This window comes from Cellulomonas sp. P4_H12, from assembly GCF_056400905.1.
In genome coordinates this window covers 1-693 of record NZ_JBFUKJ010000083.1, presented here as the reverse complement: position 1 = coordinate 693, position 693 = coordinate 1, and the positions used below count along the sequence as shown (strand labels likewise).

The window sequence follows — 693 nt, the reverse complement described above, 5'->3', positions numbered from 1 at the left end:
GGATCTCCTACATCTTCGACCCGGAGACCAAGCCGCAGGCGGAGCGATGAAGGCGCTGGTGACCGGTGCGAGCGCGGGCATCGGCCGAGCCTTCGCGAAATCGCTCGCGGCAGCGGGCTACTCGGTGACGGCCGTGGCGCGGGGCGGCGAGAGGCTCGAAGCGCTGATGGCCGAACTCGGTGACGGGCACGAATATCTCGTCGCGGATCTCGCGACCAAGGACGGGCTCCGTGTCACGGCGGAGATGCTTCGCGCCGGCGGATACTCGCTGCTGGTGAACAATGCCGGTGCTGCAGCGCATGGCGACTTCGGTGATATTCCGCTCGAATCCGCGCTCACCACACTGAATCTCAACTGCCGGGCCGTGGTGGTGCTGGCGCATGCTTTCCTCGCCGCCGCCGCTCCCGGCAGTGCGCTGGTGAACGTGTCCTCCACGCTCGGGCACACTCCGAAGCCTGGCATGAGCGTCTACAGCGCCTCGAAGGCCTTCGTCACCACGTTCTCCGAAACGCTGTGGCACGAACAGAAGCCGCGTGGCGTCCAGGTTCTGGCCCTGTGCCCGGGCGTCACCGCCACCTCCTCGCAGGCGGCCGCTGACGTGCCGACCTGGCTGATCCAGTCGCCACAGCAGGTGGTGGGCAGCGCCCGGAAAGCCCTGTCCGACAGCACCGGTCCGGTTGTGCTCACCAGTCG

The 693-nt window shown here is 67.7% G+C and carries 1 protein-coding gene; it reads left to right on the top strand.

Features of this window, described 5'->3' with window-relative positions; all coding sequences use genetic code 11:
- Positions 1–46 precede the first annotated feature (46 nt).
- Positions 47–693: SDR family NAD(P)-dependent oxidoreductase (locus tag AC1DQC_RS19865; protein WP_477052951.1), on the top strand; the 647-nt coding region annotated here is incomplete at its 3' end.